This is a genomic window from Nostoc sp., from assembly GCF_036917975.1.
Lineage (GTDB): Bacteria > Cyanobacteriota > Cyanobacteriia > Cyanobacteriales > Nostocaceae > Nostoc.
On sequence record NZ_JBALEJ010000047.1, the window covers coordinates 19,463 to 36,639 of the forward strand.

At 39.2% G+C, this 17,177-nt stretch carries 13 protein-coding genes; 7 read left to right on the top strand and 6 right to left on the bottom strand.

The features are described from left to right. Window positions 1–102 precede the first annotated feature (102 nt). On the bottom strand, window positions 103–1,398 hold the full coding sequence (locus V7K76_RS19800; protein WP_334778818.1) for a dihydrolipoamide acetyltransferase family protein: 1,296 nt from the start codon (window positions 1,396–1,398) through the stop codon (window positions 103–105). A 446-nt stretch (window positions 1,399–1,844) separates the two neighbouring features. On the opposite strand from V7K76_RS19800, the gene V7K76_RS19805 reads away from it, so the two are divergent. Beyond that, the gene (locus V7K76_RS19805; RefSeq protein WP_334778819.1) at window positions 1,845–2,366 is read left to right on the top strand and encodes a hypothetical protein; all 522 of its coding nucleotides are present in this window, start codon (window positions 1,845–1,847) and stop codon (window positions 2,364–2,366) included. Window positions 2,367–2,468: 102 nt separating this feature from the next. Here the strand turns inward: V7K76_RS19805 and V7K76_RS19810 are convergent, their stop codons facing one another. Both V7K76_RS19810 and V7K76_RS19815 read right to left on the bottom strand, forming a co-directional pair. Beyond that, complete coding sequence (locus tag V7K76_RS19810; RefSeq protein ID WP_012412623.1) at window positions 2,469–2,918, bottom strand: YlqD family protein; 450 nt, start codon at window positions 2,916–2,918, stop codon at window positions 2,469–2,471. Window positions 2,919–2,956: 38 nt separating this feature from the next. Further along, window positions 2,957–4,933 carry an AMP-dependent synthetase/ligase gene (locus tag V7K76_RS19815; protein WP_334778821.1) on the bottom strand — a complete coding sequence of 659 codons (1,977 nt, stop codon included), beginning with the start codon at window positions 4,931–4,933 and terminating at the stop codon, window positions 2,957–2,959. A gap of 171 nt (window positions 4,934–5,104) precedes the next feature. Here V7K76_RS19815 and V7K76_RS19820 point away from each other — a divergent pair, with 171 nt between their 5' ends. The 6 genes from V7K76_RS19820 (at window position 5,105) to V7K76_RS19845 (ending at window position 13,499) form a co-directional block, all read left to right on the top strand. Then, the gene (locus V7K76_RS19820) at window positions 5,105–5,248 is read left to right on the top strand and encodes a hypothetical protein (protein ID WP_334951465.1); all 144 of its coding nucleotides are present in this window, start codon (window positions 5,105–5,107) and stop codon (window positions 5,246–5,248) included. A gap of 994 nt (window positions 5,249–6,242) precedes the next feature. Next, window positions 6,243–6,584 (top strand): CU044_2847 family protein, encoded by a 342-nt coding sequence (locus V7K76_RS19825; RefSeq protein WP_334696028.1) that lies wholly within the window; start codon window positions 6,243–6,245, stop codon window positions 6,582–6,584. A 1-nt stretch (window position 6,585) separates the two neighbouring features. Continuing rightward, on the top strand, window positions 6,586–7,479 hold the full coding sequence (locus tag V7K76_RS19830; RefSeq protein WP_334778822.1) for a trypsin-like peptidase domain-containing protein: 894 nt from the start codon (window positions 6,586–6,588) through the stop codon (window positions 7,477–7,479). Window positions 7,480–7,496: 17 nt separating this feature from the next. Further along, window positions 7,497–9,152 carry a hypothetical protein gene (locus V7K76_RS19835; RefSeq protein ID WP_334778823.1) on the top strand — a complete coding sequence of 552 codons (1,656 nt, stop codon included), beginning with the start codon at window positions 7,497–7,499 and terminating at the stop codon, window positions 9,150–9,152. A 62-nt stretch (window positions 9,153–9,214) separates the two neighbouring features. Continuing rightward, window positions 9,215–12,007 (top strand): tetratricopeptide repeat protein, encoded by a 2,793-nt coding sequence (locus V7K76_RS19840; protein WP_334778824.1) that lies wholly within the window; start codon window positions 9,215–9,217, stop codon window positions 12,005–12,007. Continuing rightward, window positions 12,000–13,499, top strand: a complete 1,500-nt coding sequence (locus tag V7K76_RS19845; protein WP_334778825.1) for a radical SAM/SPASM domain-containing protein — start codon at window positions 12,000–12,002, stop codon at window positions 13,497–13,499. Before V7K76_RS19840 ends, V7K76_RS19845 begins: the two co-directional genes overlap by 8 nt. A 401-nt stretch (window positions 13,500–13,900) precedes the next feature. Here the strand turns inward: V7K76_RS19845 and V7K76_RS19850 are convergent, their stop codons facing one another. The 3 genes from V7K76_RS19850 to V7K76_RS19860 form a co-directional block, all read right to left on the bottom strand. Next, entirely contained in the window at window positions 13,901–14,602 is a 702-nt protein-coding gene (locus tag V7K76_RS19850) for a hypothetical protein (protein WP_334778826.1), read from the bottom strand. 541 nt (window positions 14,603–15,143) lie between these two features. Further along, window positions 15,144–15,704: a hypothetical protein gene (locus tag V7K76_RS19855; protein ID WP_334778827.1), complete on the bottom strand. Its 561-nt coding sequence runs from the start codon at window positions 15,702–15,704 to the stop codon at window positions 15,144–15,146. A 129-nt stretch (window positions 15,705–15,833) separates the two neighbouring features. Continuing rightward, window positions 15,834–17,057, bottom strand: a complete 1,224-nt coding sequence (locus V7K76_RS19860; protein WP_334778828.1) for a type II secretion system F family protein — start codon at window positions 17,055–17,057, stop codon at window positions 15,834–15,836. Window positions 17,058–17,177: the final 120 nt, after the last annotated feature.

The following is a 17,177-nucleotide window of genomic DNA, read 5'->3' on the forward strand; positions in this document are numbered from 1 at the left end:
GAGTTAAAGTTTGTGGTAAGTATTGTTTGTTGTTAGCGCTACTCTACGAAAAATTGCTGCTCGCTCATAGCGCTAACATTTAAATTTGGTGTTTTTTCAAAACTACAGTGTCAAAGATTGAGGATTTGTCTCAATCAATTTTGCTAAATCTTGCAAGAACGCCGCAGCATGGGCACCGTAAATAATCCGGTGGTCAGAAGTAATATTAACTTGCATTTGTTGTCGCACGGCAAATAAACCGTCGGGTGTTGCGACTACTTGCGATCGCGATGCCCCGATCGCTAAAATTGAACCTTGTCCAGGCGGTAAAATCGCATCAAATTTGTCTACGCCAAACATCCCCAAATTGGACAGGGTGAAAGTACCACTGTTATATTCTTGGGGCTGTAATTGTTTTGCCCTGGCTCGTTCTACCAAAGACTTCCAAGTACGCGATAGAGAATATATATCCACTGCGTCGGCATTTTGCAGCACAGGTGTAATCAATCCGCCATCATCCATCGCCACTGCTACAGAAATGTTGATATCAGAATGATAAACAATACCCTGGTCTGAGTAACTGGCATTTAACAATGGGTGTTTTTGCAACGTTACCGCTACAGCTTTCGCCAATAGCGCTGTCATTGTCACGCCTTTGGATTTAATTTGTTTATAAAGTTTGTCTAATCCATCGGTGGTAATTGTATAACCGACACGGAAGACGGGCACGGATATGGTAGCTACCATGTTCCGCACTACGGCATTTTGGAAGGTAGTTAAAGGTACAGTTTGACCAGGAACAGCCGCCGCCACGGGTGTGGGTGCTGGTGTGCGAGGTGCTGGGGGTGCAACTGGGGCGCTGGTTGGTATGGGTGCTGCTGGGGCAACTGGGGTGGGTTGTTTGCCTTTATTGGACAATGCTTCTACATCTTCGGCGACAATGCGTCCGTGGGGGCCACTGCCTTGGAGTGTAGTTAAATCAACTTTGAGTTCTTTGGCTAACTTGCGGGCGCGGGGTGAAGCTACAAGCCTTCCTTCTTTGTGGTTAGACCCGTTTTGAGATGCTAAGGCAGGTGTGGCAACTAAGGCTGTGGCGGCAATTGGTTCAGGGGAAGAGGTTGTAGTAGCAGCCGCACCGCCGGAATTGGCAAGAGATTTCGCCTGTTCAATTTCAGCTTCCGTTTCGGCAATGAAGGCGATCGCAGATCCTACCGGGGCAGTTTCACCAGCTTCAACTATGATATGGGCAAGAAATCCCTCATAAAAGGTTTCTACATCCATATCCGCCTTATCTGACTCTACAACCACCACTGTTTCGCCTTTTTCCACTTTGTCCCCTGGCGATTTCACCCAGGAGACTATTTTGCCTTCCGTCATAGTGGAACTCAGCGCCGGCATAAATACTTCGTGAATGCTCATAGGGTGGTTTGGAAATCAATGGTTTATGGACTTTAACAGTTTTTATCAGATCGAATTGTATCTTGGTGGGAGGGTTTTAGACTGTTTATATTTTAGGTTGGGGATTGGGGATTGGGGATTGGGGATTGGGGATTGGGGATTGGGCATGGGGCATTGGTTATTCACTAATGACTAATGACTAATACTTTAGGAACCTAAATATGAGTTAGAGGTCTATAATACAGAGCTATCCTGAATGGTTAGCCAATATGTCGATCTCGTTTTAGTCGTTGACTTGCAAAAACCACCACGAGTTTCTCACAGATTAAATAGGATGTGCTATTTTTATATTCTTCATAACTAGTGCTTAAGATACAAAAGCTTCTCAGAGGTAGAGGATATGGGATGCAGTTCAATCTAGAATTCAAAATTGGTAATAAACCTATTTGAAATTCCTGTTTACTTTTATGTCGGCAAAGTTGAAATTCTTTTTGATTGTAATATTGAGTATCTTTGCGACTGCTAGCGCTGGAGTTTATATTATTCAGCACCAGCCATCTGCACTGATTATTGAAACTACTGATGGGCAAACCCCGCAGGTGGCAACAATACATCAGTCTCAAGAAGTTGTGGCATACTCAGAGCGTTCCGATTATAAAACTATACCTTTAGAAAGGCTTAACTCATCTCTCCAAGGGAGCGATCCTGCTACTCTCGCCCTGAATGCTTTTGAGGACATAGGAGTGGGAGGAACGAGAAAGGTAGAGGTAGCTTATCCGCAACGAAATCAGGCGTTAGTGACGATTACGCAAATTAAGGGGGGTAATGATTCAGTTGGTATGGTTAAATATCGAGTTGAGATGAGTACTTTTGGGCGATCGCTTTTTATTAGCTCACCTCCAGTCTGGCAAATTGTTTGGGCTGGCTCCCAGATGGAATGTTGGGCTGGGAGCCACTCCCACACTAAGTTAAATCAGATTTGTCGCTAATTAAAAGCCTACCAATTTTAGATTTTAAATTTTGGATTTTGGATTAAAAGAAAAATTTAAAATCTAAAATCTAAAATCCAAAATTGAACGACTCCTAACTTTTTAAATGTCGCCGCGAATTTCTTCTACCACGCCATCGCGCAGAACGATTTCGACCTGCATTTTGCTAATCAGGTTATCACCGATTTCTACCCGGAAAAAGCCTTCCATTTGGAATTGGTTGACTTCCTGATCTTGCTGGAGAAACTGCACTTGTTGGAGGTTTTGCAGCAATTGATTTTTTTGCTCTAAAAATTCACTTTTCTTTTGGTTGACTTGGAGTTGGATATTGTCAATTTGTTGAAGAGTCTGTGGCCCTGGTGGTTGTAGACTCTGCTTTTGAATTGCTGCGATCGCTCTTTGTCCTTCAACGTCTAGCTGTTGCAATTGCTGATCGAGTTGATTGATTTGCGTTTGCAGCTGTTGTTGTACTTCCTCTTTCCAGAGAGGAGTCACAATAACTTTGACGTTAACGACGCGTTTCAGAAGCAAATTAGATTTGGAGACATCCATATTTCACGTTCACTCTTTACAGTTAGCAGGTGGAATCATCAGGCAAAGATGCCGTCAATAATATCGCGATAGCGTTCCGTGACGATGTGTCGTCGAACTTTCAGTGTTTGTGTCATCAAACCATTTTCGATGGAAAACGGTTCCACAATGAGTTTAAACGTTCCGATGCGGTCATCCGGTCGATAACCTGGACGATTTTGTACTTCCCGATTTAATTCTTGGCGAAATAAATCCTGGATCATTCTACTCTCCAAGTCAATTTTTTGACTATCTGAGGAAGTTACGCGATCGCTCGACGTATCCAGGATCAAATTCTGACTTGCTGCCCATTTTTCTAAGGCTTCGACATTGGGGACAATTAAGGCTCCCAGGCTGCGCTGATCTTGGCCAATGAGCATAATTTGATCGATGTATGGCGATCGCAAACAGGCATCTTCAATCGGCTGTGGCTCGATGTTTTCCCCATTAGTCAATACAATCGTATCCTTCGCCCTACCAGTCAGCACCAAATCGTCTTGTGGTGTCAGCCAACCCAAATCACCGCTATCAAACCAACCTTCGGCATCAATTGCTTTGGCTGTCGCTTCGGGATTTTGGTAATAGCCTTGCATAATCTGCGGCCCCCTCAACAATACCAAGCCTCGCTTTTCTACTGGTAGAGGCGCTTTTGTTTCAGGATCTACAATCTTAGCTTCTGTAGCGGGGAGTGGTAGTCCTGATGCACCAATCAAATTTCGCCAAGGACGGCGCACATGGGTAACAGGAGAAGTTTCTGTCAAACCATAGCCTTGCAAAATCTGCACACCAATAATTTCAAAGAAGTTGTCGATATGTCTCGGAAGCGCACCACCACCGCTAATCATTTGCTTAACTTGTCCTCCTGTGGCTTCTCGCACCTTGGCATAAACCAGTCGTTCACCCAAGGCGTGGAGAGGCAAGAAAACAGATGCTTGGATTTTAGCTGCTAATCGCTCGATGGCGGAAGCATGAAGATTATTTAAATCCAATCCCTGAGCAGTTCGCTGGGCTTTGATATATTTATCGCTAATGCCCAATAAAAAGTTAACTAGGCGTTGCTTATTCGCTGGTTGTTCGCGGAACTGCTTTTGCACTCCCTCATAAATCGATTCCCACAGCCGGGGTACACCCACCATGTAATTGGGTTTAAATTTTTTCAAATCCCCTTTCACAGAGCGCAAATTAGTATAAACTTGCGTGCAGCCTTGAGATAGTAGGTAATATTCAACAGTTCGTTCGTAGCTGTGCCACGAAGGTAGGATACTGAGAACGATATCGCCAGTATTTGGTTGCAATACTGTCCCAAAAGTTATTACTTGGTGCATCAAATTTTTATAAGACAGCATTACACCCTTGGGTTTACCCGTAGTCCCAGAGGTATAAATTAGGGTTGCTAAAGCGTCACGATTTTGCTTGGCTGGCACAAAATGATGATTTACCCCAATTTCAATCAACTGTGTAAAGTTGAGTACTTTTAGGGTTTCGTCTGTCGGTGATGCTTCATCAGAAAGTAAGATTACCACTTGAATTGGTAAATCTTTGAGCCGGTCTTGGAGTTTTTTAAGTGTTTTTAAATCCTCAACGACGATCGCTGTACTGCCGCTATTGGCGATGATAAACAGCAGTTCTTCTTTTTCCGCTTGGGAGCTACGCACAGCATCAACGGCTCCAGCAGTCATGATGCCTTGATCGGCAATGAACCAGCGAGGACTATTGTCAGCAATTAGGGAAATGCGATCGCCTACCTTGACTCCCAACGCCTGTAACCCAGAAGCAAATAGTTGTATTTGCTCTACTAGCTGGGTATAAGTAATCACTACTTCTGGTTTACTGAGAGGACTGCGGAGGGCGACAACTTCACCAAATTTTTGAGCGGCTAAAGGCCAAACTTCTGGTAGCGATTCTACATTTGTGTAATCTACCAACCGCTTTAATGACTGCCGTTCTCCCTCACTGATGTTAGATAAAAAAGAAGAGACGGTTTGGGTTTTTGACATAACACCTTACCTAAAGATTTTAAACTGATCGTTTTTACAGCTTATTTTGTTATTTCGCTACAATCACCGTCCTTATTATCCACATTCCCTTCTGTGTATGATAATTCCAGGAATTCCACGTTTATATTTACAAAAATTTATGTTAAAGTTAGTTTACATAGAGTGCAAGCAATGAATGTGTTTGCATCTAAAAACAGCGATGTCTACACGGGCTACGCCTACGCCTACGTTTCACAGGGCATGACTACCTATGAATTTGATAGACACTATATTGCTAACATTGCTAAATATCGCTGCCTGCATAGCGTTGCCTAAGCTTTTAGCTATATTTCTGGCTGCTAAAACCAAACTTACTGAAGCGTTGCCGAATGGTTCCAAATTACAAGCAGCTAAAATTGAACTTACCAGTTTTCCTTATTGTACAGCTTACCAATTGACAAATAGCCAATACTGTAAATTCAGTCCTGATTTTTGTGCCAAGTGTTCTCCGAATTGATGGACTATTTGCAAGTAAAAATTCCTCAGTACTTCCAGGTACCAGCTATTCAATTAACTAGATCCCTGATTTCTTCAAGAAGTCGGGGATATTTTTATAGACGTGGTTTGCATAACGTTACCACGAGAAAATTTAATTAAATTTACATATCGTAACATAATTTAATTTATTCTTACCTACTTACTTAAATTCAAGTAATTTTCTAGCTGAGTCAGTATAATTACTAATTGAAATCAGGCTGTTGATATAACTAATATAACAGTTAACATAACAATTGTTGTATCTGTAGCACGACAGTCAAGCAGCTTGTAATGCCCACGCAGCAAGAAGTTAGTCAGTTTATTCAGAAACTTCACAAACTTCTAGTAGGCTGTCAAGTCAACTATGCTGGGTAAATAAGTTTGTAGTTAGGATTTAAGTACTTACTACGTACTAGACTTTCGTTACATTTATGGACTACTAGTAGTCTGTCCCATTAATTCTGATAGGTGAATCAAATTCCAATTTCTCTTCTTTACCTCTTAACTTTGCGCTCTTTGCGTCCTTCTCTAACGAGACGCTGCGCGAATGCGGTTCGTTTTGTTAACCCTCAAAATTAATGACACACACTACTAGTAATTTGTCAATTAACGAATGATAGGTGGAGAGAGTCTTGGCAGAAATTTAATGAAATGGGAGAAAAAAGTCAGAAATTATTGGAGAATTATTTAACGAGTTAACCATTAAATGAAAATAGAATTACAAAAATTCTGCCAACTCATTTGATGATCAACACATTAAACTATTAGTTCAAAATAACAGGTTTCATTCATTATGAATCAGAAACAAATTACAGAATTTTCTCTCCAAGATGGGACGAAGTTTTTAGTTGAAGTTGATGAGCCAGAAAATAGCAATGCTGTGAGACGTGTTGCCAGAGCAGACACAGGGCAAATGGTAGTTGAAGCTAAAAAGAAATTTGACGAGGTATTAGATCAAATCCAACCTGTCGCTTCAGCAATTATCACTAAACTGAGTCAGCTTAATACACCTGCTAATGAGGTAGAAGTTAAGTTTGGGATTAAGTTAAATGCTGCTGCGGGTGCAATTTTTACTTCTGTAAGTGGCGAAGCTAACTACGAAATTACCTTGAAATGGAAGCAAGACAAGGCATAGCATGGTAGTAAGTACAGATAATTATATTCAAACTTTTAGGTCAGCGATCGCCCGGATTTTTCATCCTAGTGGTGCGGTAGTTGGTGTAGGTTTTTTAGTCTCTGGACGAACTGAAAATTACATCCTGACATGCGCTCATGTTATTACCTCTGCTCTATCTTTACCAGAAGATATAGTTGAAGCTCCTAGTGATGATATTTATTTAGATTTTCCCCTAATTGCATCAGGGCAACAACTAAAAGCTAAAGTTATTTTTTGGCAACCCGTTGTCAGCAATGCATCAACCTCCGAACCTGAAGATATTGCTGGGTTGCAAATAGAAGGGCAATTACCTAAAGAAGCCCAACCCATTCAGCTAATAAGAGCTAACAATATCTGGGAGCATCCTTTCCGCATATTCGGTTTTCCTAACGGACACAATGATGGCGTTTGGGCGACAGGCGTGTTGCGAGACGCCCAAGGAAAGGGATGGGTGCAACTGGAAGATAGTAAGGTAACTGGCTACAGAGTAGAACCAGGCTTTAGTGGTGCGCCGATATGGGATGAAACCCTTGTGGGAGTTGTTGGTATGGCAGTAGCGGCAGAGAAGCGGCGAGAAGATACCAAAACTGCTTTTATGATTCCTGCGGATGTATTGATTGCAGCATGGGATGAAATAGCCTTGCCGATTTCGTCAAATGCACATACCCAGACAATTAAGAGCAGAGTGCAACAACTCAAAATCAAAACTTTGCAACAACGCTTTGACGTTCTCAGTAGTGATTATGAGGCGGCTCACAATCAACTCAACTATACCCTGAGCGCGAGCGATCGCAATATCATCCAACGCCAAATCAACACCATACTACAAGAACTTGAGCGAGTCGAAAACGAACTTAATACCATAAACCATTAATTTAATTCCTAAAAGTAATGAACAATCCTTCAGATTCAAGAAAAAATTATCTAGAGCAGTCAATCGCTTATTTAAAAACTGATATTGAAAGTATCAGCAGACAAATAGTACGGACGCTTAGTGATGTCGATAAAAATAGATTGGAAAGGCAACTTGATGATAAATTCAATGAAATACAAAAATTTGAATTAGAGTTAATTCAGCTAACTCAACAATCTGTAGAGCCTGAGCCTGAGAAGATCCCATTCACTAATCGGGATGCTGCAATTAATGAGATTACCGCAATTAACTCTCCTCCTTATCGTCTAGTGACAGCACCGGAAGGTTACGGAAAAACAGAATTTCTCAAACAGATACAGGGGCGTTTTCAAGAATTGCAATGGTGTTGTGCTTATGCTTCTATATCTAGTTATGAAAGTATTGAAGACTTAGAAAAACGATTAGCAAGTTCTCTCAACTTGACAATCCCAGAAGGGCATAAATTAAGTTGGGGAGAGCGTTTAGGCTCACTATTGCATAGAAATTGGGCTAGATGGCAAGCTCAGGATAAAAAAGGTATTGTGCTGCTAATCGATCTGGATGGAAGTGCCCCACAAAAACAACGTTTAAATGAACTTTTTAATGACTTCAGAGACTTCGCCTGGAAAATTGAAAAATGTTTGAAAGAATTACTGTTTTTTAAAGAAAATTCCCGGAGATTTCGAGTTGTGATTGCAGCTCGCTGCCTGATTGATCTCCCCTTAGATCGAATTTTTCCGAAACTAACACTCTCTCCGTTTAACTGGGAAGTGATTGAAGATACAGCAACAAAATATCTCAATTCCTTCAGAATGACTTCTGAAAGTCTTGCTCTCCTGGCAGGACACTTACTATATTTAACTGGCGGACATCCAGGGGGAATTGCTGAAGCATTAAAAGTTTATCGAGGTGGTGATTACACAGTTAATTTATTTTTAAACAGTTATGGAAACCAATTATGGGAAAAAAGCCTCAAAAAGTGTAGAGATCAGATTAGAGAAAGCTTGACAAAAGAAAATAATCATCTGTACGAATCAATTGAAAAACTGAGTATATTTCCCATACTCAATGGAACTTGGATATTAAAGAAAGCCGTTCAGAGATTTCAATTACCTTTCAGTGATGATATTTTTAAATTAAATGCTGAACTGACAAAGACATCTATTTTTACTCGTGATAAAACGATTATCAAAGATGGCATGACACGACGGCTACTAGTTATTGGTCTTCTGAGAGAAAGTTCGCCTGATAACTTTCAATCACTTTGTAGCGAAGCAGCTCAAATCTGCTGGGAATATATTCATGAATTGAAATCAAAGAATAATTCTGCTTTTGCAGGTACTTGGTCTATGCAGTACTTTTTTCAAAGTCTTCAAAAACATGCTGGATTTATCAATTGTGGCCCGAATAGTCTGGCTTATCGACAAGAACTCCGCCAGGATTTCTTTGAAAAAACTGTTGAAGAAACTCTAGGAATATTCCGTAATACAGATAGAGAGCAATTCCATGAATTTATTTATACCCTTAAGTCTGAAGTAGAAAATGACTGGGAATTTCAGTTTGTTGTCAATTACTATCTACATAAGGACGAATATAATGATACACCATATAGAGATTTAATTCAGAAGCTTGATGAAGCAATTCAAAATAATTAACTAAGGATTAGGGATTAGGTGTGTACTGAGTTTTTACAAAAATAAAACAGGAGTCCTATATTATGTCTGAACTAGATAAATTAGAGTTTGTTGGCCGCGCAGAACATCTAAATCGAATAATTTCCCTTGTTCAGGAGTCTAATAAGCTGCATGTCGTTTTAGTCGAGGGTAGAGGTGGGATTGGCAAAACTTGGTTGCTTCGTGCATTACAATCTCGTCTAAACCAAGTTCAGATTGGGACGAGTGAAATTATTGATTGTGATATCCCTATTTTTAATGATGCGGAAGATTTATACACTCAAATTGCCAAACAATTATACGATTCTACATATCAAGAATGGTTGCTTCGGTTACGACAATTGCGAGAAGATGAAAACCGCCTCAGTCAAACTGCATACGCACAAGAACGTAGACAGCTTGAAAAGTTCTTGGTCGATGAAATTAATCGAAAATCCAGCCAACAGAAACTAGTATTTCTAATTGATACGGTTGAAAAATTAGGACAAGCAGATGTAAAAGAGCAAGTTTGGGAGTGTATTGGCAATTTGTGCCTTCAGCTAGAGAATGCTGTATTTATTTTAGCAGGTCGCCCTAGTATTGCCAGGCAAATTCTAGAAAAGTCATTCAAAGAAGAAGAATTAACTTATTTAGAATTAAATGAATTTACTCATGAAGATGTGCAAACATACATTCTTTCTAAGGAGGAACAGCTTCACTTTACTCTCGGACAAGACTTGGTTAAAAAGATCATAGTTCTTTCTGGTGGTAGCCCGATCATGATTGAATTTGGGGTAGAGTATGCTTATCGGGAAGTCATACCAGATTGGTTAGAGAGTGAAGATATAGAAACGATTCCCAGCAGGTTAGAAAAAACTGGTGGATTTGAAGCTGAGATGGTTCGACATATTACGCAGCTTCGGACATCAATGGATCGGTTAACTCTGTTGCTTTCACGTATCTATCCATTAGATAGTGCTGATATTGCTAATTTATTAGAACTATCTCCAGAAGAAGCTCAAAGATTATTTATTGATGCACAAAGCTACTTTTTTATCAAACCCGTAATCGGTGGTTCGCAAATATCATTACATGATATTGTGCGAGACTTGGTTGAGAAATATGTATGGGCAGATATTGACCCAGATTTAGAATGGAGAAAACGAGATAGTCGGATTGCTGCCAAATATTTCGAGCAAAAAGATTACGATTTAGGTCCACAAAAAAGGGTATTGGAGATTCAACGTCACTCTGATGATTCTCATAAAGTCACTAATATCGAGTTTCTGATTGAAGAAATAAAACAACTGCGGGAATTCAATACTACGCGATGGCTCTGGAATGCTTTATACGCCGATCCAAAAATAGGTTTTGAAACTTGGCATGAAGTTACTGATAGGATACGCCGCCAATCTAAAAAATTTGGTTTTGTCAATCAATTGTTGGCAATTGCCAAACAGTTTGAAACCGAGATAACCCCCGATCAAAAATTTAAACTGATTATTTTTGAATCAAAGATTGTTCACGCTCTTAAAGACAAGAGTACAAAAGAAAATGAGTTGATCAAGCTAGAGAGAATGCTATCTGAAGAATCTGCTAATTCATCTCATCAAGCCGATATTTACAATGTCTTGGGAATGCTAAATACCAAGTTACATTTCTATGACGAAGCCTTGAAATATCAGCAAGAGTGTTTATCCTTAGTTCAAGGCAAAAATCTATCATACGCTATTCCTGCTGTAGCTAACCTAGTTGGTTATCTGCATCGACAACTCAACAACTTTCAGGAAGCTGAGAAATATTACAAACTAGGTTGGGATGCTGCGATGGAAGTTGATACTCCTGACAAAGGCTTAACTCAAGTTATGGCTAGCATTCAGAATAACTTGGGATTTTTGTATGGACAACAAAAAGATTACGTAAAAGCCGAACAGTGTTTTAAAGCTGCTATTGATATGTGGTCGAGTGTTGAGAGCGAACGCGAAATAGCCAACGCCGAAATTGCCTCTGCTACTATTTTAGTAGATAATGGTAATTATGTGAAAGCTAAACAGCTACTTGAACGAGCATTAAGCCGTTGCGACAATGAGGAAAACGATAATCAAATATTATGTAGAGCATACTTTCAGTTAGGCTTAAATCAGTGGTTTAGTGCCGAGGTAGTAAATGAAGCCGTTTGGGATGTGACACAAGTACAGTGGGATCTCAATCTCCTAAGTCTTGCTCAAGATGCTTTAGAAAAAAGCCTGAAACTGGCAGAAAAATACGGACTTGAAGAGGAATTACCTGGGATTTTACACCAAATTGCTAGTGTCTATTGGCATCTTGGGTTTCAAACAGGCGATCGCACGTTGCAAGAACAAGCTCTAATACTCAATCAACGGTCTTATCAGACTAGTCTAGAATACAATGACATGCGATATGCCATCGATAGCCTGGTAGGTAAAGCTGAGTTTGATTATTATGCAAAAGCATACAACCATATCTCAGATTATGCACGAGAACTTAGCGATCGCTTCCAATCCTATCAAAATATCCATACATTATACTTTGGCCGTATATTACGGATAGAAGGTGATGTTGCATTTCAAGAAGCGAACTACGATTTTGCTTTCAGTAAATATGCTCAAGGAATACCCAAAATCTTTCAACATGGAGGTTTCGGGCCGTATTCAATCAAACATGAGCTAAATCTCCTCCAAAAGAAAATTGAACGTTTGCCGATAGAACTTTCTAAAACTCTGATTCAACAACTAAAATCTCAGTGGAAAGATCATAAAGCCCTCAAGGAATGGTGCGATCAACAAATGTTCCTGACTAGAATACGTGCCACTAAACAGCCATCTTCTCATGCTTAGTAAAAAAATTGATCAACCCAAAATTTTAGTTTCTCTCAACTCTACTTATGTACCAACTGGGCAATGCGACTGTGACGGAGGGGATTGTGCCTGTGACTTATCCCCTTTAACAGAATTAAGCTCAGATATCCGGTTATCTCTAGGGATGTTGGAGACAGAGTTTGTAAGAGTTCCCAACTCACAGATGATGAATCTAGATGATACTTATTCTATCTGTTATGGTACTCATCATAAAGTAGCAGTTCTAAATCAATCAGCAATATATTTACTAAATCAATTTACACAACCTCATAAATTAGATGATATTGTAATAGAAAATCCTTCTATTGATTCAACAGACTTACAGACAGCTATTCAAGAACTATATCAAGCACGTTTGATAGCACCTAATAATAATTACTCATTTCATCTAAATGAAATACCAGAAACTTTAACAGCATGGTTACATATCACCGATCGCTGTAACTTAAGATGCGATTACTGCTACCTTCCCCATGTAGCAAATGATATGTCAATGGATATAGGTAAAGCAGCTATTGAAGCTACATTTCGCTCTGCAATTTTAAATAATTACCGCCGCGTCAAACTGAAGTATGCAGGAGGAGAAGCATTACTATGTTCCCCTTTAATTAAGGATCTGCATTTGTACGCTCAATCCCTTAGTAAAGAAACAGACATCATATTAGATGGAGTCGTTCTCAGTAATGGAACATTGATTACACCTGAGATGATTGAGATGCTGCAAACATTGAATCTGCGTCTCATGATTTCACTAGATGGATTATCCGATTTTCACAATATCCAACGTTCTTATGCGGGTGGAAAGGGATCATTTCAAGATGTTGAACGAGGTATTAAGATTGCTTTGCAAAATGGTCTTATACCAGATATTTCCATTACAGTTAGTGGGCGGAACGCAGAAGGATTACCCGCTCTTATTGAATGGATATTGGAAAAGAATCTACCCTTTAGTTTAAATTTCTATCGCGAAAACGAACTGTCAGCTTCTTACGAAGATTTACAACTAGAAGAATCTCGGCTGATTGAAGGAATGTTAGCAGCGTTCAAAGTTATTGAATTGAAATTACCTAATCGAAGCTTGCTAGGCTCATTGATTGATCGTGCTAACTTATCTTCTCCTCATAAACGAACTTGTGGAGTTGGACAAAGCTATCTCGTATTTGATTACAAAGGAGAAATTGCTAAATGCCAGATGCAGCTACATAAAACTGTATCTTCATCTGCCACTGAAGATCCTTTAAGTGTTGTGCGACAAGATAAAGCAGGTATTCAGAATTTGTCAGTTGAGGAAAAAGAAGGCTGTCGTACATGTGAGTGGAAATATTGGTGTACAGGTGGTTGTCCTTTGGCAACCTTTAAGGCTACAGGTCGTTATGATATTCAATCACCAAATTGCAATATTTACAAGGCTCTCTATCCTGAAGCTCTCCGACTAGAGGGTTTACGCTTGATCAAATATAGTTACCTCTAAATCATTCGTGATAAATAAAATCCCCGACTCCTCAAAGAAGTCGGGGATATGCGGGTTGCAATTATTACAAATAAAATAGAATTGCTATAGGATTACTATTTGATTTTTGAACAAAATTAGACACTATGGGTGCGTTACGGATTTCATCTTAGGGACTTCCAAATAAAAAAGTATTCAATTAACTCTTGTGGGGTGGGCATCTTGCCCGCCCAGTCCATAGGGCGGGCGAGACGCCCACCCCACAATATTGGATAATTTATTTCTTGGAGTTCCCTTAACGCACAATTCGTAAGGGTTTGGTGCGTTACGCTGTCGCTAAAACACCCTACGTATCTTTTTAAAAATCAAATAGTAGTCCTATATAGCGCTTATATGTGGAAAAATTTATTGTTTGCAGGTTGCTAATGATATTCTTTTTCTGGTACTCTAAAAGCTGCATATTTCCATTCATTGCCCTCTAGATATTCAATTTTAAATTCTCCTTTAGTTAATAAAGTCATATCTTTAAGTGGTACTGTAGCGTTTTCTCCTAAAAGAATACATTCCGAATTAATCGTAGTAGCTTGGTTGGGAGTGGTATTTATTTGATTAATAACTTTACGCTGCAACTCTTGATATTGTTGCTCTGTTATTAGTTTAGAATCATACAACTTTTTTATGTCTCTCAGTTGGGTTTCTATATCTGAGCCACCTTGGTTTTGTACGTTATCTAGTTTACAAGAATCTGGTTTAAAAGCAATTTTTCTGACAGGATGATCCCACCATTTAGAAACTTGGGTTAACCAATTAGTCGTTCTTGTTGTATGTACTACTTTTACTTGACGATCGCTTATTTCTAAACGAACCCAATCAGTTGATCTTTTTTGGATCAAACCAGCAAATCCCCAAGATAAGACACTTCCTACTGAAACACCAGAATCGGCTAGACGAAGCTTAATAACTCTAGGTTCTATAGCTTGTGCTATTTTCATTTGCTTTGGAGCTATAGAGCTAATATTTGTAGCAAAAAAATCAGTATTTTTTTCTGTCGCACTAGAAGATTTTACTGCTGTAGAACTTACAAGTAATGCTACTGTTATCAAAATCTTAATTTGATTGTTCATCAGTTTAGTTTATATTGTTTTTTTGCTAAGATGCGTATGAACAACAGATTACAGCGCTTCCGGCTATTATGCAATACAGTTTTCTGCTTGCCCCTCTCCTATCATTGCTTTCAGCTTTTAGGATGTACCTCATAGCTGCCGGAAGTGCTGTATAGTAACTAATTTGAGCTTGTCAAGAGGCAATTATTTAATGTCCATATCCCCGACTTATTCAAGAAGTCGGGGATCTAAATTTAGCTTAAGTAAGTGATGTTAGACTAGAGTGCGTTATGATGTTACACGATAGCACACCCTGTATGTACTTAGATTTTTGAAAAAATCAAATTGGATTGCTATAGGATAAAAATATATTTATTTAGCTTATATTCACTAAAATAAATCTAAGATTCTGTTTTTAACTAATTGTAATGATTTCGCTTCAAACTAATAAATATAGTCAATACCAATTTTCAAACGGAGAAGATTAATATATGAGTTTGATAGATGATATATTTCTGACTTTGTACAGTACGTAATTCCTATAGAATTGGTATAACTTTTTCTAAGTTGGTGGAATTTCTGGAGAGAAAATTTCTGTGAAATTTTCCTCAAGCAGTGAATCTGGTGTTTGCATAATAATAAATGGGAGTTCGGCTCCCACCAGACCTCTGGGAATGCGTTCTACAGTCTCACTAAAAACGACAAATAGAGGATATATAGTATTAGCTCCCTCACTCAAAATATGACTGTGGCGCCGAGGCATCAACCACTCATAATCATTGTCCAAGTACACTTGTGTTTGTCGCCAACGTCCTAATAAATCAGAAAAGTCTTCGTGAGCGCGATGAATAAAAACTAAAATTTCGGCTCCAGTTTTGATTTTCCATTCTGGATCGCACATTAAAATTGCCACATCACAGGGTAAGCAAATTGTTTGTGGCGCTGTTGTAGCATTGCGAAGACGGACAATTGGCAAGGGTATAGTGATAACACTTTCATCTGGACGGCGCAGGCTAGGGATCATCTCCAAGTATGGACGATATTGCTTTAGTAAGGCGATCGCAGCTAGATGATTGCTGTACTCTGCCAAACTCGCTTCGTAGTGAGATTTTTGCACAGTCATAGTTTATTAAATAGTGAGGAGTTAGGAGTTAGAAGTTAAGAATAAAATTAATAAGTTAAGAGTTAACAGTTTAGGAATAAAAAGTTTTAACTCCTGACTCCTCACTTCTAACTCCTAACTATTAATTCTTTATCCCAGCTTTTCAAATACCGCAAACATAGGCAGATACATCGCTAGCAAAATTGTTCCAACCATTCCCCCTAGAACTACAATCATCACCGGTTCTAAAATACTGGTCATTGCTTTTACTGCTTGCTCAACTTCATCTTCATAGAAATCAGCAACTTTCATCAACATTCCATCTAATTCTCCAGTTTCTTCTCCGATACTAATCATCTGAATTGCCATAGCTGGAAAAACGGCATCTTTTTGTAAAGCAATGCTAATCATGCCTCCTTGTTGAATCTCTATACGGGCTGCATCTATAGCATTGGCAATTACTTGGTTTCCTGATGTATCTCGGACAATTTCTAAGCAAGTTAAAATTGGTACACCTGAACGAGTCAAAGAGCCAAAAGTCCGACTAAAGCGGGCAACTGAAGATTTTTGAATTAAGTCACCAAACAACGGCATTTTCAGGGAAAGACGATCAATTGTGATGCGACCAACAGGAGTTTGAGCGTATTTTCCATAGGCAATTTTTAGTCCTATAAGAGCAGCGAGAAGGATGAAAGCACTCGGACTTCTCAAAAATTTACTAGCATCCATCAAGAATTGCGTTAGAGGTGGTAATGAAATTCCAATTTGCACAAAAATTGTGGCAAAAATCGGAATCAGAAAAATGGTCATGCCAAGAAAGATCGCAACTGCGATAAAACCCACGACCGTTGGATAAGATAATGCTGATTTAATTTGGTTTTGCAGACGAGCAACATCTTCTAACAACTTAGCTAAACGATTTAATACTTCGTCTAGAACACCACCAACTTCGCCAGCTTGAATCATACTCACATATAATCCATCAAAACAGTCAGGATGCTTCCGCATTGCCTCTGAAAGATTCATTCCGCTTTGAACATCGGTGCTAATCTCCACCAGGGCTTGTTTCAGTTTAGTATTACTACACTGTTCAGAAAGTACCCCTAGACTTCTAACGATCGCAACTCCCGCATTCATCAAAACGGCAAATTGACGCGAAAAAACGGCTTTGTCTTTAACCGAAACCTTAATTAAGGAATTCTGGAAATTTTTGAAGGCAACATCTGGCTGAAATCCCTGAGATTGTTTGAGTTCTTGGATGACAAAACCTTTATCTCTGAGATTAGTCCGAGCTTGTACCAACGATTCGGCAACAATTTTTTCTGTTCGAGAGTTTCCTTGCGAATCCCGAACACGGGCAACGAAGTTTGGCATAAAATAAATTCAAAATAGTTGTTATTAATTGGGCATGGAGCAATTTTATTTTGGATTTTGGATTGAGGATTTTGGATTAAATTTCAATCCAAAATCTAAAATCTAAAATCTAAAATTATT